The 26945-nt window shown below is 67.6% G+C and carries 25 protein-coding genes; 16 read left to right on the forward strand and 9 right to left on the reverse strand.

Features of this window, described 5'->3' with window-relative positions; genetic code table 11:
- Window positions 1–95: 95 nt before the first annotated feature.
- Window positions 96–950, reverse strand: a complete 855-nt coding sequence (locus ABEA07_RS06105; protein ID WP_345536593.1) for an aldo/keto reductase — start codon at window positions 948–950, stop codon at window positions 96–98.
- A gap of 380 nt (window positions 951–1330) precedes the next feature.
- Here ABEA07_RS06105 and ABEA07_RS06110 point away from each other — a divergent pair, with 380 nt between their 5' ends.
- From ABEA07_RS06110 to ABEA07_RS06120, 3 genes are all read left to right on the forward strand, one after another.
- Entirely contained in the window at window positions 1331–1666 is a 336-nt protein-coding gene (locus tag ABEA07_RS06110) for a hypothetical protein (RefSeq protein WP_345536550.1), read from the forward strand.
- A 148-nt stretch (window positions 1667–1814) separates the two neighbouring features.
- Entirely contained in the window at window positions 1815–2054 is a 240-nt protein-coding gene (locus tag ABEA07_RS06115; protein WP_345536551.1) for a hypothetical protein, read from the forward strand.
- 109 nt (window positions 2055–2163) lie between these two features.
- Window positions 2164–2670 (forward strand): DAK2 domain-containing protein, encoded by a 507-nt coding sequence (locus ABEA07_RS06120; protein ID WP_345536552.1) that lies wholly within the window; start codon window positions 2164–2166, stop codon window positions 2668–2670.
- A 1-nt stretch (window position 2671) separates the two neighbouring features.
- Here ABEA07_RS06120 and ABEA07_RS06125 read toward each other — a convergent pair whose 3' ends face one another.
- Window positions 2672–3574, reverse strand: a complete 903-nt coding sequence (locus ABEA07_RS06125) for a LysR family transcriptional regulator (RefSeq protein WP_345536553.1) — start codon at window positions 3572–3574, stop codon at window positions 2672–2674.
- A 124-nt stretch (window positions 3575–3698) separates the two neighbouring features.
- Between ABEA07_RS06125 and gcl the strand changes: the two genes are divergently transcribed.
- The 11 genes from gcl (at window position 3699) to ABEA07_RS06180 (ending at window position 17324) form a co-directional block, all read left to right on the forward strand.
- Entirely contained in the window at window positions 3699–5492 is a 1794-nt protein-coding gene (gene gcl, locus ABEA07_RS06130) for a glyoxylate carboligase (RefSeq protein WP_345536554.1), read from the forward strand.
- Between the two features lie 122 nt (window positions 5493–5614).
- Window positions 5615–6394, forward strand: coding sequence for a hydroxypyruvate isomerase (hyi, locus tag ABEA07_RS06135; RefSeq protein ID WP_345536555.1), 780 nt, complete (start codon window positions 5615–5617; stop codon window positions 6392–6394).
- 35 nt (window positions 6395–6429) lie between these two features.
- Entirely contained in the window at window positions 6430–7341 is a 912-nt protein-coding gene (locus ABEA07_RS06140; RefSeq protein WP_345536556.1) for a 2-hydroxy-3-oxopropionate reductase, read from the forward strand.
- Window positions 7342–7495: 154 nt separating this feature from the next.
- On the forward strand, window positions 7496–9796 hold the full coding sequence (locus tag ABEA07_RS06145; RefSeq protein ID WP_345536557.1) for an NADP-dependent malic enzyme: 2301 nt from the start codon (window positions 7496–7498) through the stop codon (window positions 9794–9796).
- Window positions 9797–10002: 206 nt separating this feature from the next.
- A complete protein-coding gene (locus ABEA07_RS06150) occupies window positions 10003–12621 on the forward strand; it encodes a hypothetical protein (protein ID WP_345536558.1) in 2619 nt (872 codons plus the stop codon).
- Between the two features lie 181 nt (window positions 12622–12802).
- Complete coding sequence (locus ABEA07_RS06155; protein ID WP_345536560.1) at window positions 12803–13828, forward strand: ABC transporter substrate-binding protein; 1026 nt, start codon at window positions 12803–12805, stop codon at window positions 13826–13828.
- Window positions 13828–14679, forward strand: coding sequence for an ABC transporter ATP-binding protein (locus ABEA07_RS06160; RefSeq protein WP_345536561.1), 852 nt, complete (start codon window positions 13828–13830; stop codon window positions 14677–14679). The genes ABEA07_RS06155 and ABEA07_RS06160 overlap by 1 nt, the downstream gene beginning before the upstream one ends.
- A gap of 7 nt (window positions 14680–14686) precedes the next feature.
- Complete coding sequence (locus ABEA07_RS06165; protein WP_345536563.1) at window positions 14687–15454, forward strand: ABC transporter permease; 768 nt, start codon at window positions 14687–14689, stop codon at window positions 15452–15454.
- A gap of 125 nt (window positions 15455–15579) precedes the next feature.
- A complete protein-coding gene (locus ABEA07_RS06170; protein ID WP_345536594.1) occupies window positions 15580–16062 on the forward strand; it encodes a nucleoside deaminase in 483 nt (160 codons plus the stop codon).
- Between the two features lie 116 nt (window positions 16063–16178).
- The gene (locus tag ABEA07_RS06175; protein ID WP_345536565.1) at window positions 16179–16931 is read left to right on the forward strand and encodes a TerC family protein; all 753 of its coding nucleotides are present in this window, start codon (window positions 16179–16181) and stop codon (window positions 16929–16931) included.
- A gap of 78 nt (window positions 16932–17009) precedes the next feature.
- Entirely contained in the window at window positions 17010–17324 is a 315-nt protein-coding gene (locus ABEA07_RS06180; protein ID WP_345536567.1) for an EthD family reductase, read from the forward strand.
- Here the strand turns inward: ABEA07_RS06180 and ABEA07_RS06185 are convergent.
- The 3 genes from ABEA07_RS06185 to ABEA07_RS06195 form a co-directional block, all read right to left on the reverse strand.
- Entirely contained in the window at window positions 17302–18366 is a 1065-nt protein-coding gene (locus ABEA07_RS06185) for a lysylphosphatidylglycerol synthase domain-containing protein (RefSeq protein WP_345536569.1), read from the reverse strand. The two genes, ABEA07_RS06180 and ABEA07_RS06185, sit on opposite strands and share 23 nt — an antisense overlap.
- A 112-nt stretch (window positions 18367–18478) precedes the next feature.
- Entirely contained in the window at window positions 18479–18688 is a 210-nt protein-coding gene (locus tag ABEA07_RS06190; protein ID WP_345536570.1) for a hypothetical protein, read from the reverse strand.
- 3 nt (window positions 18689–18691) lie between these two features.
- Window positions 18692–19093: a hypothetical protein gene (locus ABEA07_RS06195; RefSeq protein WP_345536571.1), complete on the reverse strand. Its 402-nt coding sequence runs from the start codon at window positions 19091–19093 to the stop codon at window positions 18692–18694.
- 280 nt (window positions 19094–19373) lie between these two features.
- On the opposite strand from ABEA07_RS06195, the gene ABEA07_RS06200 reads away from it, so the two are divergent.
- Complete coding sequence (locus tag ABEA07_RS06200) at window positions 19374–21245, forward strand: gamma-glutamyltransferase family protein (RefSeq protein ID WP_345536572.1); 1872 nt, start codon at window positions 19374–19376, stop codon at window positions 21243–21245.
- A 77-nt stretch (window positions 21246–21322) separates the two neighbouring features.
- Here ABEA07_RS06200 and ABEA07_RS06205 read toward each other — a convergent pair whose 3' ends face one another.
- Genes ABEA07_RS06205 through ABEA07_RS06215 form a run of 3 tightly spaced genes read right to left on the reverse strand, consistent with a single transcriptional unit; the run spans window position 21323 to window position 24592 of the window.
- On the reverse strand, window positions 21323–22021 hold the full coding sequence (locus ABEA07_RS06205) for an ABC transporter ATP-binding protein (protein WP_345536573.1): 699 nt from the start codon (window positions 22019–22021) through the stop codon (window positions 21323–21325).
- Window positions 22014–23249: an ABC transporter permease gene (locus ABEA07_RS06210; RefSeq protein WP_345536575.1), complete on the reverse strand. Its 1236-nt coding sequence runs from the start codon at window positions 23247–23249 to the stop codon at window positions 22014–22016. Before ABEA07_RS06210 ends, ABEA07_RS06205 begins: the two co-directional genes overlap by 8 nt.
- A complete protein-coding gene (locus tag ABEA07_RS06215) occupies window positions 23246–24592 on the reverse strand; it encodes an efflux RND transporter periplasmic adaptor subunit (RefSeq protein ID WP_345536576.1) in 1347 nt (448 codons plus the stop codon). Before ABEA07_RS06215 ends, ABEA07_RS06210 begins: the two co-directional genes overlap by 4 nt.
- 260 nt (window positions 24593–24852) lie before the next feature.
- Between ABEA07_RS06215 and ABEA07_RS06220 the strand changes: the two genes are divergently transcribed.
- Window positions 24853–25449 (forward strand): hypothetical protein, encoded by a 597-nt coding sequence (locus ABEA07_RS06220; protein WP_345536578.1) that lies wholly within the window; start codon window positions 24853–24855, stop codon window positions 25447–25449.
- Between the two features lie 126 nt (window positions 25450–25575).
- On the opposite strand, the gene ABEA07_RS06225 is transcribed toward ABEA07_RS06220, so the two are convergent.
- Window positions 25576–26535 (reverse strand): acetyltransferase, encoded by a 960-nt coding sequence (locus ABEA07_RS06225; RefSeq protein ID WP_345536579.1) that lies wholly within the window; start codon window positions 26533–26535, stop codon window positions 25576–25578.
- Window positions 26536–26945 lie beyond the last annotated feature (410 nt).

Consider the following 26945-nt stretch of genomic DNA (forward strand, 5'->3'; position numbering starts at 1 on the left):
CTTCGTGTGGTCCGCCAACCCCCTCACCGGGGGCGCACCCGGTGGCCCGGCAAAGCCGGTTCCACGGGTGCTCCGGAAGGGGCGGGCACGGCCACTCAGATCATCGACAACGGCTTCTTGCGGCGCGGCGGCGGATGGAGGCGGTCGATCTCCGCGAGTTCGTCGGCGCTGAGGCTGAGGGCGGCTGCGGCCAGGTTGTCGCGCTGGTGGGTTTCACTCACCGCCTTCGGGATGGCCACCACGCCGGGCTGGGCCAGGACCCAGGCCAGCGCGAGTTGCGCCGCGGTCACGCCGCGCCGCCGGGCCATGTTCTGGAGCCCCGCATCCTCCGCCAGCGCGCCCTGGTCGATCGGGCTGTAGGCCATCAAGGGCATGCCGCGACCGCGCAGCCAGGGCAGAAGACTGAATTCGGGACCGCGTTCGCCGAGCGAGTAGTAGACCTGATCGGCCGCACAGTCAGGCGCCGCCAGTTCTTCCATGTCCGCCGTGTCGAGGTTGCTGACGCCCCAGTGCGCGATGAGGCCCTTGTCCACGAGCGAACGCATTGCCTCGGCGGTCTCGGCCAGGGGGAACTGGCCACGCCAGTGCAGGAGATAAAGGTCGATGCGGTCCAGCCCCAGGCGCGCCAGGCTGCGCGCGCAGGCCGCGGGCGTGCCGCGGCGGCTGGCGTTGTGCGGGTAGACCTTGCTGACGACGAACAGCGCTTCGCGCCTCACCTCGCCCGCGCGCAGAGCCTCGGCGATGGCCTGCCCCACCACCTGCTCCGCACCGCCCTCGCCGTACATCTCGGCGGTGTCGATGAGACGGTAGCCCATGGCAATGGCCGCACGCACGGCGGTCACCTCCTCGCGGCGCAGCGCCGGGTCTTCGCCCAGGCGCCAGGTGCCCAGGCCGAGCACGGGGATCTTGCCTTGGGTGGGAAGGTCGATGGTACGCACGGTGCCGTCCAGTCTAGCGCCGTGCGAAAGGTTCTCAGGCCTGCCGCTTTTCGACCCAGTGCGTGTGGTCGCCATACAGCCTGTTGCCCCTGGCGACCGCCTCGTCGAGCCTCGTCCTGTTGCAATCCGTGTCCGGATACCACAGCCCGCCTTCTTGGCCGGGGGCCTCCTGCGGGACTTCATCGGACCACCGCAACCGGATTTCGTACAGAACGCGCAATGGCAGGTGCAACGCGGATCTCCTATGCAGAAAAGGATGCGCTACCCCGGTAGTGAATCGACATCCATATGGGCCGCCGTCCGACACGGGGAAGCGCCCCACTATAGGACAAGAGGATCAGAATGTGAATTTTTCACAGCATCGATCGATTGCATCTTTCAGGAGAGTCACCATGACATCCACCGCCGCCGTCAACGAAGGATCTGTTGCAGAGGTCGCGTTCGGCAGCCTGATCGATCTTGCGATGCTGCACACAGGCGCCGTCACCGCCGAAGTCTGCGAAGCGTGCAGCACCATCAACCTCGGTTCCGTGCGCCTGTGCAAGGGCTGCTCGCACAAGCTGCCGGCCTACTACAGCGAAAACGTCGAGACGCAGGACATGCTGCCCGGCAAACCAGGGCCTTCGGCAATGCTGCAGGGATGGGCGCGGGTGCGGGACTTCACCGCCTTCTGGCTGGTGGTCCATTCTCTGGCGGGCCTGGCGGTGCTGGTGCCGGTCCTGCCATGAAAGAGCGTTGAGCGCCGTGCCATCTGCAACCCGCATCCACGGCACCGACACCGATACCGATACCGCTTGTGGCCTATAGACGGCACCCCCATAAACCGCTACCTTGGAATTAGTACTTAAGCATTCCTTAGCAGGGGTAGGGTGGGTCATGACACCGTCGGACGAGGCAGAACTCGAAAGACTGCGCCTGGCGCTCGCCAGCAGCCACGGCGCGGCGGCGGCCTGGCGAGAGCAACTGATCGAATCGCTGGGCGATCACATGTGCGGCAGCGGCTGCGGCCCCACCCCCGAGGACATTCGCGGCCTGCTCTGCCTGGAGCAAGCCGAGCAGCAGGCGCTCGAACGCTACGCGCGCTTCCTGCTCCAGATCGCGCGGCGTGTGGACTGAACAAGCTGTGATCGAGCCCGCCCTGCCCGATCAACCAGGCGGATTCGTTCACACCTTCTGAGCATGCGATCAGGCGCTCGATGGTCCCGGGGCTGGCCGAGCGCGCGAAATGGATCACCGCCTCGCGCTCGACCATTGCGCGCACCTGCCAGGCGTTGCGGATCAGCTTCATGTCCACCGTGGCGATCTGCAGCCCCCGCTTGGGCACCGCCTTGATGAGGCCGGCCGCCTCCAGCCGGGGCACCAGCTCGCGGACCGCGGCCAGGGGCATTTCCAGGAGCTGCATCAGCTCGCACCGCCCGGCATCGGATCGCTCACCCGCGCCGAGCTCGCGGCCATGCTGATCGAGGTGGTGACTTCTCTTTCGTCGCGCGGCGGCGCCACCCTCGGCGACAAGACCGTGCTCGACGGCCGGCACGCCGTCGCAACGGCCCTCGCCGCCTCGCCCGACGGCGCCGATGCGCGCCGGGTGGCCCGCGATGCCTCGCTGGCGGCCCTGGACGCCTTTCGCTACAAGCCCAATCGGATCGGACGCGCCCGCATGTTCGCCGACAAGACCATCGGGCTGGACGATCCCGGCATGGTGGCGCTGCATCGGATGATCGAAAGCCTCTGAGCTACCGCGCCCACCAGCCTTCCTCGAAGCGCCCCTGCAGAAAGCCCACGAAGCTCGACACCTTCCCCGGCAACAGCTTGGGCGACGGAAAGACGGCGTGGATCTCCTGCTCGGGCAGTGCGTGGCCCGCCAGCACCTCCACCACCGCGCCCGCTGCCAGCGAATCGCTGGCGACGTAGCGCGGCATCAGCGCGATGCCCAGCCCCTCGCGCGCGGCCGCCAGCACCGCCGAGACGTTGTTGGAGCGCAGCCGCCCGCTGACCGGCACCGTCACCGGCTCGCCCTTGGGCGTGTGCATGCGCCAGACGTCGTCGCCGACCACGCTGCTGTAGATCAGCGCCACGTGCGCGCTGAGGTCCTGCGCGCGCCTGGGCGTGCCGTGCTTCTTCAGGTAGGCCGGCGCGGCCACCATCACCCAGGGGTTCATGCCCAGGAAACGGGCGCCGAGGGAGGAGTCGGCCAGCTTGCCCATGCGCACGGCGACGTCGATGCCCTGCGCGATGAGGTCCACGTAGCGGTCCTCGAAGCTCAGGTCCACTTGCACTTGCGGATGGCGCGCCATGTACTCCAGCGCCAGCGGCACCACCACCCGCCGGCCGAAGGCGACCGAGGTGCCGATGCGCAGCAGCCCCTGGGCCTGCGATTCGCGCCGGCGCACGATGTGCTCGGCCTCCTCCGCCTCGCGCACGATGGTCTTGCACTTGTCGTAGTACAGCGAGCCGGCCTCGGTCAGGCTCACGCCGCGGGTGTTGCGGTTGAGCAGCCGCACCTTCAGCCGCGCCTCGGTGGCCGCGACCTGCTTGGTCACGGTGGGCTGGGTGGTGTTGAACTCGCGCGCGGCCTTGGAGAAGCTGCCCGTCTCCACCACCCGCACGAAGATTTCCATGGCCAGGAGTCGATCCATGGCGCGGATGGTATCTCCGCCCGGACCACTTATTCCACCCAGGAATAGCTTTTATGGTCCGGCGCCGCCTTCTGCGAAGGCCCCCGTCTTCCTACAGTCACGCCATACCCAAGGAGACTTCGACATGGCAAAGATGACCGCGGCCCAGGCCGCCGTTCTGGTGATGGAAAGAGAAGGCGTCACGCAGGCGTTCGGCGTGCCCGGCGCCGCCATCAATCCGCTGTACTCGGCGCTGCGCAAGCAGGGCAGCATCGCGCACATCCTGGCGCGGCACGTCGAGGGCGCCTCGCACATGGCCGAGGGCTACACCCGCGCGGTGGCCGGCAACATCGGCGTGTGCATCGGCACCTCGGGCCCGGCGGGCACCGACATGATCACCGGCCTCTACTCGGCCTGGGCCGATTCGATCCCGATCCTGTGCATCACCGGCCAGGCGCCGCGCGCCCGCCTCTACAAGGAAGACTTCCAGGCGGTGGACATCGAGTCCATCTCCAAGCCGGTCACCAAATGGTCCGTCACCGTGCGCGAGCCGGGCCAGGTGCCGCAGGTGTTCCAGCAGGCCTTCCACCTGATGCGCTCGGGCCGGCCGGGCCCGGTGCTGATCGACCTGCCCTTCGACGTGCAGATGGCGCAGATCGAGTTCGACATCGACACCTACCAGCCGCTCACGCCCTACAAGCCGGCCGCCACCCGCGCCCAGATCGAGAAGGCCATCGCGATGCTGAACGCGGCCGAGCGCCCGCTGATCGTGGCCGGCGGCGGCATCATCAACGCCGACGCCAGCGACCTGCTGGTGCGCTTCGCCGAAGCCACCGGCGTGCCGGTGATCCCCACGCTGATGGGCTGGGGCGCCATCCCCGACAACCACCCGCTGATGGCCGGCATGTGCGGCCTGCAGACCAGCCACCGCTACGGCAACGCCACGATGCTGGCGTCCGACTTCGTGCTGGGCATCGGCAACCGCTGGGCCAACCGCCACACCGGCTCGGTCGAGGTCTACACCAAGGGCCGCACCTTCGTGCACGTGGACATCGAGCCCACGCAGATCGGCCGCGTGTTCACGCCGGACTTCGGCATCGTCTCCGACGCCAAGGCCGCGCTGCAGCTCTTCGTCGAGGTCGCCGAGGAGATGAAGGCCAAGGGCCAGCTGCCGAGCCGCCAGGCCTGGGCCAGCGATTGCCTGGAGCGCAAGAAGACCCTGCTGCGCAAGACCAACTTCGACGACGTGCCGATGAAGCCGCAGCGCGTGTACCAGTGCATGAACCGCAACTTCAGCAACGACACCTGCTACGTCAGCACCATCGGGCTGTCGCAGATCGCCGCGGCGCAGTTCCTGCACGTCTACAACCCGCGCCACTGGATCAACTGCGGCCAGGCCGGCCCGCTGGGCTGGACGATCCCCGCCGCCCTGGGCGTGCGCGCGGCCGACCCGTCGCGCAAGATCGTCGCGCTCTCGGGCGACTACGACTTCCAGTTCATGATCGAGGAGCTCGCGGTGGGTGCGCAGTTCAAGCTGCCCTACATCCACATCGTGGTCAACAACTCCTACCTCGGCCTGATCCGCCAGGCGCAGCGCGGCTTCGAGATGGACTTTTGCGTCCAGCTCGGCTTCGAGAACATCAACGCCGGCGAGGACAGCGGCGTCGAGCGCAGCTACGGGGTGGACCACCTGAAGGTGGTCGAGGGCCTGGGCTGCAAGGCGATGCGCGTCTACCGCCAGGAAGAGATCAAGCCGGCCATCGAGCGGGCCGAGAAGCTGATGGCCGAATTCAGCGTCCCCGTCGTGATCGAGGTGATGCTCGAGCGCGTGACCAACATCGCCATGGGCACCGAGATCGATGCCATCAACGAATTCGAGCCGCTGGCCGAGAGCCTGGCCGACGCCCCCAGCTCGGTCGCAGCATCGATGCTGGACTGAGTTCACCCCCAGGCTCCCCCACTTCGTGTGGTCCGCCAACCCCCTTCCGGGGGCAACACCAGCGGCCCGGCGAAGCCGGTTCCGCGGTGTTCCCCGAACAAATCCAGAGGAGACATAAAGCAATGCCACGTTTCGCCGCCAACCTGACGATGCTCTTCACCGAGCTGCCCTTCATGGAGCGCTTCGAAGCCGCCGCCAAGGCCGGCTTCAAGGCCGTCGAGTACCTGTTCCCCTACCCCTACGACAAGAAAGAGCTCGCCGCCGCGCTGCGCGCCAACGGGCTGCAGCAGGTGCTGCACAACCTGCCCGCCGGCAACTGGGAGGGCGGCGAGCGCGGCATCGGCTGCCACCCGGACCGGGTCAGCGAGTTCCGCGAAGGCGTGGGCATGGCGATCGACTACGCCACCGCGCTGGGCTGCCCCAAGCTCAACTGCCTGCTGGGCAAGCTGCCGGCCGGCGTGAGCGCCGACCAGGCCCGCAAGACCGCGGTCGAGAACCTGCGCTTCGCGGCCAAGGAGCTGCAAAGCGCCGGGATCATGCTGCTGATCGAGCCGATCAACCACTTCGACATTCCCGGCTTCTTCCTGACCCGTACCGACCAGGCGCTGACCCTCATCGACGAGGTCGGTTCGACCAACCTGCTGCTGCAGTACGACATCTACCACGCGCAGCGGATGGAAGGCGAACTGGGCGCCACGCTGGCGAAGAACATGGCCCGCATCGGCCACATCCAGCTGGCGGACAACCCGGGCCGCGGCGAGCCGGGCACGGGCGAGATCAACTACCCCTGGCTCTTCAAGCACATCGACCAGGTGGGCTACGCCGGCTGGATCGGCTGCGAGTACAAGCCGCGCGGCGAAACCGTCGCCGGCCTCGGATGGCGCACCGCGCTGACCCAGTAAAGAACGTCACACAGTCAAGCCAAGGAAAACACTGCATGTCCAACACCGCACCCCAGAAGATCGGCTTCATCGGACTCGGCATCATGGGCGCCCCCATGGCCGGCCACCTGCTCGACGCGGGCCACACGCTTTTCGTCAACACGCACGGCCCGGTGCCGGAGCCCTTCACCTCGCGCGCCACCGTGTGCGCCAACGCGGCCGAGGTCACGAAGCAGGCCGACGTCATCTTCATCATGGTGCCCGACACGCCCGACGTGGAGAAGGTGCTGTTCGGCGAGAACGGCGTGGCGGCTGCGCTCACCAAGGGCAAGACCGTGGTGGACTGCAGTTCCATCGACCCGATCGCGACCAAGGGCTTCGCCCAGCGCATCGAGGCCCTGGGCTGCGGCTACGTCGACGCCCCCGTCTCGGGCGGCGAAGTGGGCGCCAAGGCCGCGAGCCTGACCATCATGTGCGGCGGAGACGAAGGCGTGTTCGGCCGCGTGCGCCCGCTGCTGGAGAAGATGGGCAAGAACGTCACGCTGGTCGGCGGCGCCGGCGACGGCCAGGTGTGCAAGGTGGCCAACCAGATCATCGTGGCGCTCAACATCGCTGCCGTGGGCGAAGCGCTGGTGTTCGCCAGCAAGGCCGGCGCCGACCCGGCCAAGGTGCGCCAGGCGCTGATGGGCGGCTTCGCCTCCTCGCGCATCCTGGAAGTGCACGGCGAACGCATGATCAAGCGCACCTTCGCGCCCGGCTTCCGCATCGCCCTGCACCAGAAGGACCTCAACCTCGCGATGCAGAGCGCCCGCTCCCTCGGCGTGGCGCTGCCGCAGACCGCGGGCGCCGCCCAGCTGATGAACGCCTGCGCCGCTCTCGGCCATGGCCAGGCCGACCACTCGGCGCTGGTGCGTGCGCTGGAAGCGCTGGCGCAGCACCCGGTGGCGCCGGACGCGGCATCGGCCTGATCCCGCCTGCTCCTTCCGCAGCGCGCGGCCTGGTCTCCAGGCCGCGCGCTGCCGTTCGTCTCCACACCTCCACCAACAGGCCCGCAACAGGGCTTCCCCCGATCCGGGTTTGCGGTAGCCTCGCACCCTGAGCCCAGAACAGAAGGAGACACTGATGGCCCACACCCTCTCCCCCGCCGAAGAAGCGCTGCGCGACGCCGCCCGCGAGTACCACCGATCGCCGGTCAAGGGCAAGATCTCGATCTCGCCCACCAAGCCGCTGCTGAACCAGCGCGACCTGTCCCTGGCCTATTCGCCCGGCGTGGCCTATCCCTGCCTCGACATCGAGGCCGACCCCGCCAAGGCCGCCGAATTCACCTCGCGCGGCAACCTGGTGGGCGTGGTCACCAACGGCACCGCGGTGCTGGGCCTGGGCAACATCGGCCCGCTGGCGGCCAAGCCGGTGATGGAAGGCAAGGGCTGCCTGTTCAAGAAGTTCGCCGGCATCGACGTCTTCGACATCGAGCTGGCCGAGTCCGACCCCGACAAGCTGGTCGAGATCATCGCGGCGCTGGAGCCCACGCTGGGCGGCATCAACCTCGAGGACATCAAGGCGCCCGAGTGCTTCTACATCGAGCGCAAGCTGCGCGAGCGCATGAACATCCCCGTGTTCCATGACGACCAGCACGGCACCGCCATCATCTCCGCCGCCGCGCTGATCAACGGCCTGGAACTGGTGGGCAAGAAGATCCAGGAAGTGAAGATCGCCGTCTCCGGCGCCGGCGCCGCCGCCATCGCCTGCCTGGACGTGATGGTGGGCATGGGCGCCAAGCCCGCCAACATCTTCGCAGTCGACTCCAAGGGCCTGATCTACATGGGCCGCGCCGGCGGCTTCGACGACTCGAAGGCGCGCTACGCCCAGCCCGACACCGGCGCGCGCACCCTGGCCGACGTGATGAAGGGCGCGGACGTCTTCCTCGGCTGCTCGGCGCCGGGCGTGGTCTCGCAGGACATGGTCAAGAGCATGGCCGACAAGCCCATCATCCTGGCCCTGGCCAACCCCGAGCCCGAGATCCGCCCCGAGCTGGCCAAGGAAGTGCGGCCGGACTGCATCATCGCCACCGGCCGCTCGGACTACCCGAACCAGGTCAACAACGTCCTGTGCTTCCCCTACATCTTCCGCGGCGCGCTGGACTGCGGCGCCAGCAAGATCACCGAGGAAATGAAGCTGGCCTGCGTGCGCGAGATCGCCGAGCTGACCAAGGCCGACATCAGCGAAGAGGTCGCCACCGCCTACCAGGGCCAGGAGCTGGCCTTCGGCCCCGACTACATCATTCCCAAGCCCTTCGACTCGCGCCTGATCCTGCGCATCGCGCCCGCCGTGGCCAAGGCCGCGCAGGACTCGGGCGTGGCCACGCGGCCCATCGAGGACCTGGATGGCTACCGCCAGAACCTGGCCCGCTTCGTCTACCAGACCGGCATGTTCATGCGCCCCGTCTTCAGCGCCGCCAAGCGGGGCAGCGCCCAGCGCGTGGCCTACTGCGAAGGCGAGGACGACCGCGTGCTGCGCGCCGCCCAACTCGCCGTCGACGAAGGCCTGGCCAAGCCCATCCTGATCGGCCGCCCGCCGATCATCGAGAGCCGCATCAAGAAGGCCGGCCTGCGCATCCGCCCCGGCACCGACGTGGACGTGGTCGATCCCGAGGACGACCCGCGCTTCCGCACCTACTGGGAGGCCTACCACAAGCTCATGGGGCGCCGCGGCATCACGCCCGAGGCGTCCAAGGCCATGGTGCGGCGCTCCAACACCACCATCGGCGCGCTGATGGTCCACCTGGGCGACGCCGACGCCATGCTGTGCGGCCTGGTCGGGCGCTTCGACAGTCACCTGCGCGTGCTGCACAACATCCTGGGCGTCAAGCCGGGTGCGCCCGGCTTCGCCACGCTCAATGCGCTCACCTTGGAGAAGTACACCCTCTTCATCGCCGACACCAACGTGCACGAGGACCCGGACGCGCAGACCCTGGCCGACATCGCCCTGATGGCGGCCGAGGAAGTGCGCCGCTTCGGCCTGCCGCCCAAGGTGGCCTTCCTTTCGCACTCCAACTTCGGCTCCTCCGAGCGGGCCTCGGCGCGCAAGATGCGGCAGGCGCGCGACCTGTTCGCCAGGATGGCCCCCGACATCGAATGCGACGGCGAGATGCACGGCGACGCCGCCCTGTCGAACACCGTGCGCCACACCGCCTTGCCCGAGACCACCCTCAACGGCGAGGCCAACCTGCTGATCTGCCCCAACCTCGACGCGGCCAACATCCTCTTCAACGTGCTGAAGATGACCGGCGGCAACGGCGTGACGGTGGGCCCGATCCTGATGGGCGCGGCCGGTTCGGCCCACATCCTCACGCCCTCGGCCACCGTGCGGCGCGTGCTCAACATGACGGCGCTGGCCGTGGCCAACGCGAGCGCGGCCAAGTAGGAAGGCGCCCTGCGCGCGATCCGCCGCGGTGCGCGCGGCGGGTCGCTTATCGCATGCCAGGCGTGCCTTCGCCGGTCCACGCCGAAGTAGCAGGCGGTCCCGTGTCGCGCATTGTCGAAGTGAAGCGTTCTTGCGCGAACTTTGCCCTGGAATCATGAGGACAGCGATGTCACCCAATGGCATACACGCCCTGACCTGCGCGCACCATGCATCTTCTTGCCAAAGCCACGAGGATTCTTCACAAGCCGATGACGGGGGCCCATGCAGCGCCTCCTTCGAAAGCCTCGCCGGGCGATCCGCCGAAGAATGCTCCGCGGCTGGCGATCAATCGGCGCGGCAGGCCGCCCCAGAACCTGCGCGCGCGGCCTGCGCCGACTCTGTACTTTGGCGACATCGAACCATACCCAGATGTGCGCGAACTCCTGGAGCAGGTCAATGGCCTGAAGTTCGGCGACTACGGCACCATCTCCCCGGTCACGCTGTTGGGCGAAGACGCGCTCGATCCTGTTGCCGAGGCCATCGACATCCTCGTGAATCACAGCCAGTGGAAGACGGCCTGCACGCTGATCAGCATGGTCAAGCCGGAGTTGCGGCTGCTCGTGCTGGAACGGTGCCCCGATCACGCCGAAGCTCTCAAGAGGTGTCCAGACGCGGAGGCCCGCAAGACCTTGAACCGGGCGCTGGATACGGCCGGCCACAAGGCCTTGCGCGGACAGGACTTTTCCGGATTTCTGAGGCTGCTGCCATTCTGCTCGCGCGAGACGGCGTCAAGCCTGCAAGCGTGGCTTCCGCCGCTCACCCTCGAGATGGTCCAGGCCTTGGACGAGAAGACGCTCATCCAAGCCGTGGACATCACCGTAGACAGGATCAAGAAGCTGGCCGACCCGGAAGCGTACCTGGCCGAACTCGAGTCACTTCTGACAATCGCCGGCAAGCTCCAGGGCCCCGATCTGCCACGCGCGGTGGTGATGAAATGCATCGTCTGGGAGTCGCTGGGCATGGGCGGGATTCCTGATCCAGTCGTCCTCGGCAAGCTCAAACAGCTGCAATACAAAACCTTGCTCCCGGCACTGACACCGACACTGCTCGCGCGCCTTCCGGATGAATTCAAGGCTGCAGCATCGATCGTCGCTGAAGAGCAAGCGACCATGTCCCAGAACTTCAAGGAGGGCCCGGATCGCCTGCCGCTCACGCCGTTCTACGAGTTCTTCGGCTTTCGGGACGCCCTGGAGGCCGAGGATTTGAGCCAAGCCGCAAGGCTGATTCACGACTCGCGGGATGCGGCATTCCGCAAGCAGGCATCCGAAGAACTGTTCGCGGTCGTCACCCAAAAGCTCATCGAAGGCCTGACGCAGCAGATCGAACGCAAGGATGCAGAGGCGGCGAAGCAAGAGGCTTCAATGGAACATGAGATGGCCGCCGTGCTCGCCATGACCGGTGTTCCATCTCTGGCCGGAATGATCGAGACGCTTCTCTCGCAGGCGAAATCGCCACCAGGACACTTCGCCCAGGTGCTGCTTGAAAAGCTCGGGTTCCCAGCCGGCGATGATCCACTCAGCCAGACGATCGAAGCACTGCCGACGCTTTGCGATGACCATCCCTTCGCGCTGGACTTCATTCTGAGGACGGATCAAGGCAAAGCGCTGGTGGCGCAAGCCGTGACGAACAGCCTTCTGAAGCAGCGCTACCACCCTGCCACCGTGGCCTCGCTGGTCATGGCACTGGCGGAGCGCATCGATCTTCAGTCCATCTTTCTCGAGGGGATCGCGCAGGACGCCTCGGCGATGATGACGGTGGTCATCGATCTCTTGAAATCCGGCGCACCGCGTGGAGCCGAAGCTGCCGAGAAAATTCTGTCGCTGACCGAAGGGTCCAAAGCCGCACGCGAGAGCCTGCGCGCCCAAATGCGCGATCTGCTGAACACGCTTTGTGATGAAGACCATGTCATCGAGCTTGATTTCATTCTGAAGACAACACGGGGTGAACGCTTGGTCGCGCAAGCCGTGGAAGACTACCTGTTGCTGGAACCTGAGCTCAACGCTGCTACCGTCTTTTCGCTGTTCAAGGCCCTGGCACATCGCGTCGATCTTCGGACCACCGAACTGTTCACGATCGACGCCGAGTGGTACCTAAAAGATCTCCGCCGGTCAACTCCGACTGTCAAGACGATGTTGGAGCGCTTGGAATACGCGCAGCTCGGGCCGGACGAAGAACTGGTGAAGAAATGCACCCAGGATCTGGACCAATGGCGCGCGGGCTGGAGACTGCTCTTGCTCCCATGTTTGCATCTGGATCTCTCGAGCCAGTTTGGCGTGGGGATTCTTTCAGTTTTCTCGGCGAAAGCCTTCGATGCAGCCGCCGCGGACGGTAAGGAGGGTGGAGCGAGAGAGAGGATGAATCATCCTCTTCTGGGATGGAGAAAACCCATTGAGTCTCTTAAGGTGATGCTGAACACCCGCGTGGCTGGACAGCCTTTGTTGTCCGATGAGGCCTTGGTCAATGTCATGCGCGCGATCCTGAGCCACAAGGTCTTGGCCAGCACGACACTCGAATGGATGGAGAGCTTAGGGGGCGGGTTCAACCAGAAGCGGTTGTACAAAGCGATGGCATCTGCGCTGAACAGCCTTCAAGCTGATTTCTCTCCATCCAGGTTCGATCACCATCTGCGCGCCGACCATGCCGTGGCGGGTGCGGCCACCCTGATGGAGAAGACCATTGATCCGGTCGTGATGAATAGTTTCAAGGACGAAGCGTGGTGGCAAGACTTTCTGTTGCTCAGGCGTCAGTGGAATGCGGCGAGACCGCGCGGGCCGTCCCCTTCGTGAGCGCCGTGAATCAACCACGCACCCAAACGAACGCCCCGCGCCGGCGCACCCCCGCGGGGCGTTTCATTTGTAGGCGCATCCCCCTCCGTGCACTGCCTTAACTCACACGGAAGGGTTCGCACCAAGTGCGTGCCGGCACCGAATTTGCTTGAATGCCCGCACTTCTTCACCCAGAAATCGAATGAACAAGCGCCAACTGCTCCAATCCTTCCTTGCCGCTTCGGCGCTCAGCTTCGGCCTGGCCCCGGCCCATGCCCAGACCCCCATCAAGTTCCAGCTCGACTGGCGCTTCGAAGGGCCCGCCGCCCTTTTCCTGCACCCTGCCGCCAAGGGCTATTTCAAGAGTGCGGGTCTCGACGTGAGCATCGACGCCGGCAACGGCTCCGGCGGCACCGTCACCCGCGTGGCCTCGGGCGCCTACGACATGGGCTTCGCCGACCTGGCGGCGCTGATGGAGTTCCATGCCAACAACCCCGACAGCCCCAACAAGCCGGTCGCGGTGATGATGGTCTACAACAACACCCCGGCCTCGGTCATGGCGCTGAAAAAGAGCGGCATCGCCAAGCCCGCGGACCTGGCGGGCAAGAAGCTGGGCGCCCCGGTGTTCGACGCCGGCCGCCGCGCCTTCCCCATCTTCGCCAAGGCCAACAACATCGGCGCGGTCAACTGGACCGCCATGGACCCGACGCTGCGCGAAACCATGCTCGTGCGCGGCGACATCGACGCCATCACCGGCTTCACCTTCACCTCGCTGCTCAACCTGGAGGCGCGCGGCGCCAAGGCGTCCGACATCGTGGTCCTGCAGTACCCCGACTACGGCGTGAAGCTCTACGGCAACGTGATCATCGCCTCGCCCAGGCTGATCAAGGAGAACCCGGCCGCGATCAAGGCCTTCCTCTCGGCCTTCGCCAAGGGCGCGAAGGAGGTGATGGCCAATCCGGCGGCCGCGATCGAGTCGGTCAAGAAACGCGACGGCATCATCGACAGCGCCCTGGAGACGCGCCGCCTCAAGCTGGCGATCGACACCGTGATCAACAGCCCCGACGCGCGTGCCGACGGCTTCGGCGTGGTCGACCCGGGCCGTCTCTCGCTGATGGCCTCGCAGGTCTCGGACGCCTTCGCCACGAAGACGCGCGTGGACCCCAACGCCGTGTGGACCGCCGCCCTCCTGCCGCCCGCGGCCGAGCTCAACATCCTCAAGAAGTGATGGCGGTCGAGCAGACGCCGCCCTTCGTCGACTTCCAGGACGTCTGGCTCGCCTACAACGAGGAACTGCTTCGCGCCAACCACTTCGCCGTCGAGGCGATCGACCTGCGGGTGGCTCGCGGCGAGTTCATCGCGATCGTCGGCCCCTCGGGCTGCGGCAAGTCCACGTTCATGAAGCTGGCCACGGGCCTGAAGATGCCCTCCATGGGGAAGATCCGCATCGACGGCCAGCCGGTGACCGGCCCGCTCAAGATCTCGGGCATGGCCTTCCAGGCGCCCTCCCTGCTGCCCTGGCGCACGACGGTGGACAACGTGCTGCTGCCGCTGGAGATCGTCGAGCCCTACCGCTCCACCTTCAAGGCCAGGCGCAAGGAGTACGAGCAGCGCGCCCGGCGCCTGCTGCAGAAGGTGGGCCTGGGCGGCTACGAGGACAAGTTCCCCTGGCAGCTCTCCGGCGGCATGCAGCAGCGCGCCAGCATCTGCCGCGCGCTGATCCACGAGCCCAAGATGCTGCTGCTGGACGAGCCCTTCGGCGCACTGGACGCCTTCACCCGCGAGGAGCTCTGGTGCATCCTGCGCGACCTCTGGGCCGAGCAGCAGTTCAACGTGATCCTGGTCACCCACGACCTGCGCGAATCCGTGTTCCTCGCCGACACCGTGTACGTGATGAGCAAGAGCCCCGGCCGCTTCGTGGTGAAGCGCGAGATCGACCTGCCGCGGCCGCGCGAGCTCGAGCTCACCTACACCAAGGAGTTCACCGACATCGTGCTCGAGCTGCGCGGCCACATCGGTGCCATCCGCAGCCACGCCGCCGCTCCCGCGACCGCCGCGGCGGCCACCTTGCCCCAATGAGCGCGCCATGAAAAACAGCAAGCAACTCGAACGCTGGTCGCCCTGGCTGCTCCTGGTCGCGGTGATCGTGCTGTGGCAGCTCGTCTGCTCGGCCTTCGGCGTGTCGGAGTTCATCTTCCCCAGCCCCGCGCGCATCTGGACGCAGTTCTGGGAGTTCAAGGAGATCATCGCCGCCCATGCCTGGCGCACCTTCTGGGTCACGATGGCGGGCTTCGGCCTGGCGATCGTGGTGGGCGTGCTGCTGGGCTTCGTGATCGGCAGCTCGCGCATCGCCTATGCCGCGATGTACCCGCTGATGACGGCCTTCAACGCCCTGCCCAAGGCCGCCTTCGTGCCGATCCTGGTGGTGTGGTTCGGCATCGGCATCGGGCCGGCCATCCTCACGGCCTTCCTGATCAGCTTCTTCCCGATCATGGTCAACATCGCCACCGGCCTGGCCACGCTGGAGCCCGAGCTGGAAGACGTGCTGCGCGTGCTGGGTGCCAGGCGCTGGGACGTGCTGGTCAAGATCGGCCTGCCGCGCTCCATGCCCTACTTCTACGCCTCGCTCAAGGTCGCGATCACGCTGGCCTTCGTGGGCACCACGGTCAGCGAGATGACCGCCGCCAACGAGGGCATCGGCTACCTGCTGATCTCCGCCGGCTCGGCCATGCAGATGGGCCTGGCCTTCGCGGGCCTGATGGTGGTGGGCGCGATGGCCATGCTGATGTACGAACTCTTCAGCGTGATCGAGAAGCACACCACCGCCTGGGCACACCGCGGCTCCCAAGCATGACGCTCTCCCCCAGGCTCCCCCACTTCGTGTGGTCCGCCAACCCCCTCACCGGGGGCAACACCAGCGGCCCGGCAAAGCCGGTTCCGCGGTGTTCGCTGGCCTGACTTTGGCACATGGGTCTTCGGATGACGCCCGCGCAGACAATCAACGCGCTGCGCCGCGCCGACCAGGTCGCGCGGCGTGCGATGGCCATGGGCCGGCATCCCTTCGGCGCGCTGCTGGTCGCGCCCGACGGCGAGACGGTGCTGGCCGAGCAGGGCAACATCGACACGGTGCAGCATGCCGAGTCCACGCTGGCACGCACGGCCGCCCTCAACTACCCCGGCGAGTACCTGGCCCGCTGCACCCTGGTCAGCACCTTCGAGCCCTGCGCCATGTGCGCGGGCACGATCTACTGGGCGAACATCGGCCGCGTGCTCTACGGCGCCGAGGAAAGCGCCCTGCTCGCGCTCACCGGCGACCATCCGGAGAATCCCACCCTCTCCCTGCCCTGCCGCGAGGTCTTCGCGCGCGGGCAGAAGCCCATCGAGGTGATCGGCCCCGTGCCCGAAGTGGCCGAGGAGATGATCGCCACCCATCGCGGCTTCTGGGAGCAGCGCGGCCGCTGACGCGCCGTCCCGGGCGGCGCGGCGCATATCCTCACGCGCACCACGGCTTGCGCGGCCGCCGCGCGCGGCTGTGGCATTCTGCGAAAAACCCTCAGCCGCGCAGGCGAAAGAAAACCATGCTCGAACTGCTGACCGATCCCCAGGCCTGGATCGCCTTCGCGACCCTCACCGCGCTCGAACTCGTCCTGGGCATCGACAACATCATCTTCATCTCCATCCTGGTGGACAAGCTGCCCGCCGCCCGGCGCGAGTTCGCGCGACGCATCGGCCTGTTGATGGCGATGTTCATGCGCATCGGGCTGCTGCTGGTGCTCGCCTGGATCGTCGGCCTGGTGGCTCCGCTCTTCACCGTCGTGGGCGAGGAGATCTCCGGCCGCGACCTCATCCTGATCCTCGGCGGCCTGTTCCTGATCTGGAAGAGCACCACCGAGATCCACCACTCGATGGAAGGCGCGCAGGACGACGGCAAGGCCGGCGCGGTCAAGGCCACCTTCGCCAGCGTCATCCTCCAGATCATGCTCGTCGACCTGGTGTTCTCGCTGGACTCGATCATCACCGCGGTCGGCATGGTGGACGACGTGCGCGTCATGATCGCCGCGGTGATCGCCTCCGTGCTGCTGATGATGCTGTTCGCCGGCGCCATCGGCCGCTTCGTCTCCGACCATCCGACCATCAAGATGCTGGCCCTGTCCTTCCTGGTGGTGGTGGGCGTCGTGCTGGTGGCCGAGGGCTTCGACCACCACGTGCCCAAGGGCTACGTCTACTTCGCCATGGCCTTCTCGGTGGTGGTGGAGATGCTCAACATCCGGATGCGCAAGAAGTCCGCCAAGCCGGTGGCGCTGCGCCCGCCTCACATCCCCGGCTCATGAACAGGGTCTGCCGCCGCGCTTGTTCCGCGCCTTCTCATCTCCTATGCTCACGACCCTTGCCAACCCCGGAGACACACAATGATCAAGGTCAGCGTCATGTACCCCAACACGCCCGGCGCGCGTTTCGACCACGACTACTACCGCGACAAGCACATGCCCATGCTCCAGAACCGCATGGGCGACGCCTGCAAGTCCTACACCATCGACAAGGGCCTGGCCGGCGGCATGCCCGGCGAGCCGCCCACCTACATCGCCTCCTGCCACATCTTCTGCGACTCGGTGGAGGCCTTCCAGGCCGCCTTCGGCCCGCATGCCAAGGAAATCCTGGGCGACGTGCGCAACTACACCGACCTCAAGCCGCTCATGCAGATCAGCGAGGTGGTGGTGGGTTGATGGCCTGAGGGCCTGAGGTTGCAGCCGTGCCCTGCGCGCCGCCGCTCTTCGGTGGCGGATGCGCGGCGGCATGCCGCTCCAGCAGCAGGTACAGCAGCAGCCCGCCGCCCAGCGGCACCAGGTAGTACAGCGCCCGGTAGGCCAGCAGGGCGCCCATCAGCCGCCCCTGCCCCACCGTGCCCGCGAGCACCGCGAGGTACACCGCCTCCAGCACGCCCAGCCCGGCCGGAATGGGCGTGACCACCCCCGCCACCGAGGCCAGCAGCAAGGTCCCCAGCGTCGCCACGTAGGCCACCTTGCCGCCCAGCAGCAGGTACATGGCGCAGCCCATCAGGGCCCAGTTGGCCGACGAGAGGCCGAGTTGCATCAAGGCGACCCGTGCCGACGGCAGTTCCAGCCGGCGGCCGCGCACGCGCCACTGCCGGCCCTGCCATTTCGTGCAAGCCACCACGTAGGCGACCGCCAGAAGGATCAGCAGCACGCCCAGCCCGCGGAAGGCCGCCTCGCCCAGGTTCGCGCCGGAGGGCGGCTTCAGCACCCCGGAAGCGAACACACAGCCCGCCACCAGCCCGTAGCCCAGCCAGTTGGTCGCCAGGCTGATGCCGATGATCTGCGCGACGGTCGCCTCGTCCAGCCCGGCCCGCGCATACAGCCGCGCGCGCATCGCGACGCCGCCGACCAGCGAGCCCAGGTTGAGGTTGAAGGCATAACTGGTGACCGCGATGGCCCAGCAGCGCCAGCGGGCCAGCCGGTGGCCGGTGTGATGGCGGCCGATCAGGTCGTAGGTGCCGTAGAGCGCGTGGCTGGCCGTGGCGAGCGCGAGCACAGCCAGCAGCACCCAGGGCGAATAGCGCTGCAGCGCCTGCCAGGCGCCGGCCCAATCCACCTTGTGGGCGTGCGAGACAAGCAGGCCCAGGACCAGCAGGCCCAGCGCGGGCACGCCCCAGCGAAGCACGCGCAAGCGAAGCGACGGTGCGGCCTCGGCAGCCGGCCGCACGGGGCCAGGTGAATCGGGCAGGCGGGCGGCGTCGCAGGGAATCATCCCCTCATGGTCCCAGGCCGGTCCCGCTCGTCCAACTCGAAGCAGCCGCGTGCGCGCGTAGGCCCAGGCGCCGCCGAGCCGCGCGCGAGCGAACGGACGGGCAGGCCGCGCGTCAGCGGCGCCTCCTGCGCTTCCCGCTGATGGGCGGCGCCAACGGGAGGGTCCAGAAATTCAGCATCTGCTGCGTCATCTCGGCCTGCATCCGCGACATCTGCCGCTGGAATTCCGCGTTCGCGAAGCCGGATGCGGCGCCGGCCATGCTGTTCGCCGCGCTCAGCCAGATGCTGAGCCAGGGGTTGGAGGCGGTGAAGGGATGGCGCATGGCTCAACGCGCCGGCGACGGTGCAGGCATCGGCGTGACGGTCTCGCGGATCACGCCGCCCCCCATCACACTACCGCTCTCGCTGCTGTTGGCGGCGCCGCGGATGCGGGCTTCGCAGTCCACGCGGTCCGAGGGCTTTTGCAGCATCTCACAACGCGCGAGCGCATTCGCCTCGGCCGCACCGGCCGGCGCGAGCCCGCCGCGCTGCGCCTCCTGGCGCGCGGCGCCCGCTTCACGGCGGCATGCCTCGCGGTCCTGCTGGACGCCGTCGCAGCTGGCACGCTCGCGCTCCATCCTGGCGGCGGAGCCGGCGGCCTGCGCCCAAGCCGCGGGGGTGAGAAGGCTCGCGGCGCACAGCAGCACCGGCGCGAGCAGCGATGAAAGGGCAAGTGCTTGTCGGGGCATTCGAAGCTCTCCTTCGTGCAAAGAGCTTTTTTCTAACCCGCCCTGCGCCCCGCCCATGTCGGACGGCGCGAGGTTCGGACGCCCCTTCGGTGCGGGCGGGGCGCAGAGGCATGTCGACGTGGACCCGTTGGACCCAGGGCTGAATTCACCTAAAGTCCGTCGCACACCGTGCCGAGGGGGCGAATCTGCCAGCCGGTCATCGCTCCCCGTCCATGCAGGCAGTTGCCCACGCCGCCAAGCAGTCCTGCCAGCACCTTTGGAGCGGATCGAAAGGAATGACATGAGCAAGCCCCTTCGCCACGTGCTCGGCACCGCCTCCATCGCAGTGCTGTTCGCCTGCGCGCAACCGCAGCCCCAAGGCTTCAGCTATGTCGCTCCGATCCTGCCCGAAGGCGCATCGGGCTACCAGGCCAAGCCGGGTTGGGCGACGACGAAGTTCTCGGTCGCCGCCGCGAACCCGCTGGCCACCGATGCCGGCTACCAGGTGCTGAAGTCCGGCGGCTCGGCCGTCGATGCGGCGATCGCCGTGCAGATGGTGCTGGGCCTCGTGGAACCTCAGTCGAGCGGCATCGGTGGCGGCGCCTTCCTCCTTCATTACGGCGGCAAGTCTGTCGAGGCCTTCGACGGCCGCGAGACCGCGCCCGCGGCGGCCGACGAAAAGCTGTTCCTCGATGCCAACGGCAAACCGATGGCCTTTTCCGATGCGGTCGTCGGCGGCCGCTCCGTCGGAACGCCGGGAACCGTCCGAATGCTCGAAATGGCGCACAGGCAACATGGAAAGATGGCCTGGGCCCAGCTGTTCGGCCCCGCGATCAAGCTCGCCGAGGACGGCTTCGCCGTCAGCCCGCGGCTGGCGACGCAGCTCAAGGCGGAGCAGCACCTTCGCAAGGATCCTGCTGCGGCTGCCTTCTTCTATCCCAATGGACAGCCCCTGGAGGCGGGCACGGTGCTCAGGAACCCCGCCTATGCCGACATCCTGCGGAAGATCGCCCGCGAAGGATCTCGCGGGTTGCTGGAAGGCAGCGTGGCGCAAGCCATCGTCGACAAGGTGAACCGCCATCCGGCGAACCCCGGCAGACTGAGCGTCTCCGACCTGGCCCGCTACGAAGCGAAGAAGCGCGATCCGATCTGCAGCGACTATGCGGCGCGCACGAGCACCGGCGCGGTTCGTGACTACCGCCTCTGCGGCATGCCCCCGCCGAGTTCGGGAGCGATCGCGGTCGCGCAGATCCTCGGCATGCTGGCCCGCACCGACGCTCATGCGCTTGGGCTGGTCGACGGCGCCGACCCCGGCAAGGGGCCGACGCCGAGTGCCGATTTCCTGCATCTGTACACGGAGGCATCGCGCCTGGCCTTCGCGGACCGGGCGCAATACCTCGGCGATCCCGATTTCGTACAAGCACCCGGCGGGAGCTGGTCCAGCCTCATCGCGCCGTCCTACCTCGCCGAGCGCGCCGGGCTGATCGCGACATCGCCCGGTGCGCCCAGCATGAAGACAGCGAGGCCCGGTCAGCCGGGTGGGATGCCGGTCTCGTATGCGCCCATGCCGGAACAGCGCGAGCACGGCACCTCTCACATCAGCATCGTCGACGCCGCGGGCCATGCCGTGGCGATGACGACCACGATCGAGGATGTCTTCGGGGCACGCCTGCTCACGGACGGGGGCTCGGGCAAGGCCGGAGGATTCCTGCTCAACAACGAGCTGACCGACTTCAGCTTCGCGCCCTTCGATGCCGAAGGCCGGCCCATTGCCAACCGCGTTCAAGCACTCAAGCGGCCGCGCTCATCCATGGCGCCGACACTGGTCTTCGAGCGTGCACCCGGCGGTGGAAACGGCCCGCTTGCCGCCAGCGTCGGAAGTCCGGGCGGCGCCATGATCATTCACTTCACGGCGAAGGCGCTCTACGGCATGCTCAACTGGGGATTGAACGCCCAGCAAGCCATCGACCTGCCGAATTTCGGCTCGCTCAACGGCCCGAGCCTGCTGGAGAAGGACCGCTTCGCACCCGCCACGGTCGAGGCGCTGCGCCGACGCGGCGCCGAGGTGCGCGAAATGGAGATCACGAGCGGCCTGCAGGCGATCCAGAAGACACCGACGGGCCTGTTCGGAGGTGCGGATCCTCGCCGAGAAGGCGTGGTACGGGGAGACTGACCCGTCAGATCGGAGCGCGGACGCCACACGGGCCCGGCTTGGTGCGGCAGTCCTCTGGCCGGTCTTCGGCTCCCTGATCACGCCGGTCGCAAGGGATTGGGCAGCTGCCCGTCAATGACCTGCACGATGCGGTCGCACCGCTGGGCCAGCGTCGCGTTGTGGGTGACGAACAGCACCGCCATGCCCTCCTTCCGGTTGGCCTCGTGCAGCAGCGCAAACACGGCATCGGCTGCCTTCGTATCGAGGTTGCCGGTCGGCTCGTCGGCAAGCAACAGGCGTGGATTCATCGCCAGGGCGCGTGCCACCGCCACCCGCTGCTGCTGACCTCCGCTGAGATTGGTCGCAAGGTTGTCGCGCCATTTCGAAAGTCCCACGCCGTCGAGCAACTCGCTTGCCCGCTCGGCCATGCCCCGGTCGATGAAGCCGGCGCTGCCGATCATCGGCATCATCACGTTCTCCAGCGCCGTGAAGCCCGTCAGGAGGTTGTGATACTGGAACACGAAGCCGATGCTGTGCCCGCGCAGGCGGGTGATCGCACGGTCGTCCAGGCCCACGGTCTCCTCGCCGCAGATGCGCAGCGAACCGGCGGTCGGCCGGTCCAGCAGGCCGATGATGTTCAGCAGCGTGCTCTTGCCCGAGCCAGACGGCCCCATGACCGCGCAGAACTCGCCGGCTACCAGATCGAGGTCGATGCCATGCAGCACCTCGGTCTCGATGGGCAGGCCGACGTTGAAGGCCTTGCGAACGCCGCGCATTCTGACGACCGGCTCAGCCACGGATCGCCACCACGGGATCCAGGCGCGCCGCTCGCAGCGCGGGCGCGAAAGCCGCCGCCAGACCGGTGAGCGTCGCGAACAGCATCGCAGCGAAGAACAGACCGGGCTCGATCTCCAACGGGAAAAATGGCGTGCCGTCTGGATTGCGCGCATAGCGCTGCCACAGCCACAGCGCCACCAGCGCCATCGCGCAACCGCCCAGCGAACCCATCAGGCCCAGCACCCCGCCTTGCACCAGGAACACCCGCAGCACCTGGCCGCGCGAAATGCCCATCGCACGCAGGATGCCGATCTCGCGCGACTTCTGGACCACCGACACCACCAGCACACTGGCGATGCCGAAGGCCACGGACAAGCCGACGAAGAAGCGGATGGTGGTGTTGGAGGTCTTCTGCGCCTGCACGGCGGTGAAGAACTGCGCATTGGTCTCGATCCAACTGTCGGCCTCCACGCCGGTGGCGGCCGTGATCCGGCGGGCGATGTCCTCCGCCGCATACACGTCCTGAACGGTGACGTCGATGCTGGAGACGCCGCCGACCAGCCCCAGCAGGCTCTGCGCGGTGCGCAGCGCCACGTAGGTCGTGCGCTGGTTGGCGCCCTTGTTGCCGAGGTCGAAAAGTCCCGTCACCGTCAGCGTGTTGTCTCTGCCCGCGGCGGTGGAGACGCGCACCTTGTCGCCGACGCTCACGCCGAGATCGCTGGCAAGGTCGATGCCGATCAGGATGTCGGTGTTCGTCAGGCGCGGCGAGCCGTGCACGAGCTTGTCGGGAATGGTCACGATGCGGAAGTACACCTGCGGATCGATGCCGGTGATGCTGATCGCCCGGCTGGCATCGCCGCGCACCACCAGTGCGGAACCGCTCGCGGCCGGCGAGACCAGCACCACGCCCGGCATCTCCCGGATCTGCGCAGTGATCGACTGCCACTGGTCGATCGACTTGATCCGCTGCAGCGGCGGCTGCACGATCGCATCGTCGTGCGCCCCCGCCGCGCCGCTGCTCCGCTGGAGCACGCGCGCCAACTCCTTGGGCGGCAGGAGCTGGATGTGCGCCTGCGCCGTCAGGACCCTGCGGATGAAGTTCGCCTGCAATGCGACCAGCAGCGCCGACATGAAGACGATGACCGCCACACCGATCGCGATGCCGACGATGATCAACGCCGTCTGCATGCGTCCCTCACGCAGGAAGCGTGCCGCGACGATCCACTCGAAAGGGAGGGCGCGCTTCATGAAGCGCGGCCTTCCGGTTCCGGCTTCGCCCGCGGACGAGCCCGAAGGCGCGAGCCCTCGAAGATGTCGGGTGTCGACGCCGGCACGACCAGATCGCCGGCCTGCAAGCCCTCGATCACTTCGCTGAGGCCGCCCGAATGCAGGCCCAACCGGACACTTTGGCGTCTGGCATGGTGTCCGTCGACCTTCAGCACCCAGGGCTGGCCGCGATCGGCGTCACGGACCGCGTCGCTCGCAAGGAGCAGCGCGTGGCTGCGTGAGGCCGTCTGGATCTGCACCGACACGGTCATGTCCTGGCGGACATTCGCCGGTGGGTGGGGCACGGCGAGCTTGACTTCGATCGAGCCGCGCTGAACGTCCACGCCAGGATTGATATAGACCAATTCGGCTGCGAAACGCTGGTCGGCATAGGCGTCGGCCGATGCAACTGCCTGCTGCCCGATCGCAAGCATGCCCAGGTTCTTTTCGTCGATCTGTACCACGAGCTGCGTCTCGCCGGCCGGCGACAACACCATGAGCGTCTTGCCGGGCTGCACCGCGTCGCCGGGTTCCACTGAACGTTCTATCAGGGTACCGGCCACCGGTGCCTTGATGGTCGCGTAGTTCAGGCGCGAATGCGCGGCAGCGGCGGCAGCATGCGCTCCAGCCAGCGCCGTCGTCGCCAGGGTGTGATCGCTGCCGCCGGGCTGCGCACTGGCAAGTTGCCTCCGGGCCGAGCGCACCAGCGCCTCGCCGAGATCGACCGTCTTCTTCCAGTCGTCGAGCGCGGCCTGGCCAATGAAGCCTTGCTCGCGCAACGCCGCATTCCTGCGCCACTGTGCACGCGCGTTCTCCGCGCTGATCTCCGCCTGCCGCAGCGCCTGCTCCGCGACCGGCTTCTGCACCTCGAGCACCTGCCGCAGGCGCGCTTCGGCCTGCAGCACGGCGGCGTCGGCCTGGGCGGCGGCCGCGGCCCATTCGGCATCGACGAGCCGGACGAGCACCTGGCCGGCCGCGACCTCCTGCCCCTCATCCACCGGCACCGCCCTCACCTCACCCGCCAGTTGCGCGCCGATGCGCACGCGGTGAGGCGCCTCGACATGTCCGCTGGCCACCACCGACTGGACGAGATCGCCGCGCACCACGGGCGTGACCGTGACACTCGGCCCCCAGAGGAGACGCGGGCCGAAGACGATCGCCGAGGCGATCAGCGTCAGGATGGCCAGCGCCACGGGCGCCTTGCGCCGCAGCTTCGCCAGAAGGCCGGAATCAGGCGCTGGTGGCGGCGACGCCGTGGGCTGCCAGGCTGCACGCGTGGCGAGCTCGGCGGGATGCACATCGGTCGACGGAAGATTGAGTTTCATCAAGCGGCGCCGTATCGCACGGGCAGGCAGCCACTCTAGGCGGAATGCGTCGGAGCGACATGATGCAGATCAAGCGAACCGCGCGCCGACGCCGCTGCCCGTGGGCGCCCTTGCCGTCACCGACCCGTACGAGCCTGGACGCTCGTTTGGCTGGGCTCGCTGGTCGGCAGGCCATGGCACCTCCTTGCGCTGGCGCAAGCCCGCAACCCCGGCGACATCGCATGCTGTGCATTCGATCCACTTCATCCCGAGGAACGCGTATGAAATCCCTCAACCTACTGGCGGTGCTCGCGCTCGCCGCCAGCGCCACGGCATTCGCCGCGGACTACGCCCAGCCCGGTCAGTTGAGTCCCCCGGCCGGTCCGGCACAGCACGCCAGGGACGCCGCCGTCAAGGCCGCACGCGATGCAGAAGCGGCTGCGCGCAAGGCGGCCGATCACGCGAAGGCCGCACTGGAAAAGAGTCAGGCGACGGCAGGAAAAGTCTCGAAGGCTGCGGCCGAAGCCATCCGGCAGGCAGCACGCAAGACCTGGGAGTCCGCGACGCGCTTCCAGTCCAAGGCGGAGGCATCGGCCAGCAAGGCCCTCAATGAGAGCCGCGATGCCGCGCGCGCCGCCGCGGAGGAAGGCAGGAAGGCCGCTGCCGCCTCGCGCGAGGCCCTCGACAAGGCGGAGGACGCGTCCCGGCGCGCGATGGAGTCGACCCGGGAAGAAGCCGAGAAGGCGGCCGAGGCGACGCGCGAGGCACTCGGAAAGGCGGACGAAGCCACGCGCGCCGCCGCACGCGCCGCCAAGGATGCGGTCGCCAGGACTGCCGATGCCGTGCGCCACGGCGGCTCGCGCCCGGCCAAGCAGTGAGTCGAACGAGATGACCGGCGTAGGTCGGCACCGAGGCGGATCGGCACTGAGAAAGGGATTGCCATGTTGCAGATCGACGTCGGCCAGCGCCGCGCCGAAGTGGTCGCGATCACCATGGCTGCCAGCTCAGTGGAGCGTGTCGAAGGCTCGCGCGAAGGCATCGAGGAAGGCTTCGCGCCGTCCGCGCGGAAGACGGTCGATGCCGGCGGCTGCGGCGCGCCCGCTGCCGCCGAACGCGCGACACAGGACTTCGGCGCCTCTGGGCGCCGTGTGCGGCGCACGGACGCTCACGACATCCTCGCCGGAGGCGGCTTCGCGCAACACCGCATGCGCGCGCTGCGGCTCGCGGCGGGCAAGCGCATTGGCATAGCTGCCCATCACGCGCCGCGCCCAGGCGGCATCGGGCAGTTGCCAGGCGCCGGCCGGCGGCAGCGCCACCGCGTGCGCGTCGGCGCAGGCCAGGTCCTCGCGCTGGCGCCGCGAGAGTTCGCCGGCCAGCGGGTCCGCGGCGATGAACGCCAGGGGGTCGGCATGGGGCCGCAGTCGCTCGTACAGGCGCGCGGGCGGGAGCAGCAGATCCTCCTCGCTGTCGCCATAAGCGTTGTAGTTGATCGCCTCGCCCAGCTCGCGCAGCGCCTCCACCTCGGCACCGCCCAGCTTCAGTTCGCGGGCCAGCGCAGTTGCCGGGCCGGCCAGGTTGTCCCCGAAGGCGCCCACCACGGCCCAGGCGCGATGCCGCCCACGCAGGTGCCGGTCGGCCAGCAGGCTGGTGCAGGTGCCGGGCGCGGTGTCGATCGTCATGCGCAGGCGCGCGTGCACCGGCAAAGGGCCGCCGGCGAAATGATGGTCGAAGTAGTCGACCTCCACGCCGCGCTCCAGCAGTGCGAGCAGCGCAACGCGGTTGCGGTCCAGCGAAACGTCCAGCACCGTGACCGTGTCGCCGGCCTGCGCGGGTACGCGCGCCAGCAGCGCGATGTCGCGCTTGACGCCGGTCACCAGCGCGGCGGCGCGCGGCTGCGCGAGGCGCAACTGCTGCAGTGCGCAGATGCCGTCGGCATCTCCGTTGAAGACATCGAAATGGCCCACGGGCAGGTCCTCCATTGTCCCGCGCAGCTTAGCGCCTTTGCCCTATGAGACATCCTGTGGCGACCCTGGGCTTGCTTGCTGTCTCGGGTGGGGTTAGGGCTCTGGGCCTTTGCTTTGGCGTTGTTCTTTTTTTGGCTTGGACTTGGCGTGCGGGGCTTTGCTTTGGCCTTGCTTGTTGGGCGGCGCAGGAGCCTTGAATTTGGCTCTTGGGCCTTTGTTTTGGCCTTGCTTGTTGTTTGGCGCAGGAGCCGGGAATTCGCCCCGGCGGGCGACTTACTTTTCTTGTCTCGCCAAGAAAAGTAAGCAAAAGAAGGCGACCCCACTGTGCGCGTCCCTCCGCTTCGCTACGGGCAACCTGCGGTGCTCGCGCAACCGGCCCCGCCGCAGAACTCGCTACGCGCCCTTCGGGC

Origin of the sequence: Variovorax defluvii, from assembly GCF_039541515.1 — a bacterium.
GTDB classification, from domain to species: domain Bacteria; phylum Pseudomonadota; class Gammaproteobacteria; order Burkholderiales; family Burkholderiaceae_C; genus Variovorax; species Variovorax defluvii.